The 255-nt window shown below is 38.0% G+C and carries 1 protein-coding gene; it reads left to right on the top strand.

Going from position 1 to position 255, the window contains the following annotated elements; translation table 11 throughout:
* Positions 1–20: 20 nt before the first annotated feature.
* Positions 21–255 (top strand): hypothetical protein (locus tag MW695_RS22440; protein ID WP_247107632.1); only part of this gene is annotated, 235 nt, incomplete at its 3' end.

The raw sequence follows: 255 nt of genomic DNA, 5'->3' as shown, positions 1-255 counted from the left end.
AAGAAGAAGATATACATAGGATGTACAAGCAATTAGAAGGCATTTCAAAGGAAATAGATGCGATTATAAAGAGTGTCTCGGATATAACTTCGGCACAATCTCCTTCGTTTTCGAATGTGATGAATCGGAAAGAAGAAACAGTGGAAGTGACTTCAGATGTAACGGAACAATTAGTCGCTTTTACGAAAAGAGGAAAAACAGACCATCATCACGTTCAAGAGGTCATGGCTGAAATAGAAGTGTTAATGAAAGCGG

Source organism: Halalkalibacter sp. APA_J-10(15), from assembly GCF_023017105.1.
GTDB lineage: Bacteria > Bacillota > Bacilli > Bacillales > Bacillaceae_D > Halalkalibacter.
Note: the sequence above shows the minus strand (reverse complement) of the source record. Positions and strands in the feature narration are given on the sequence as shown.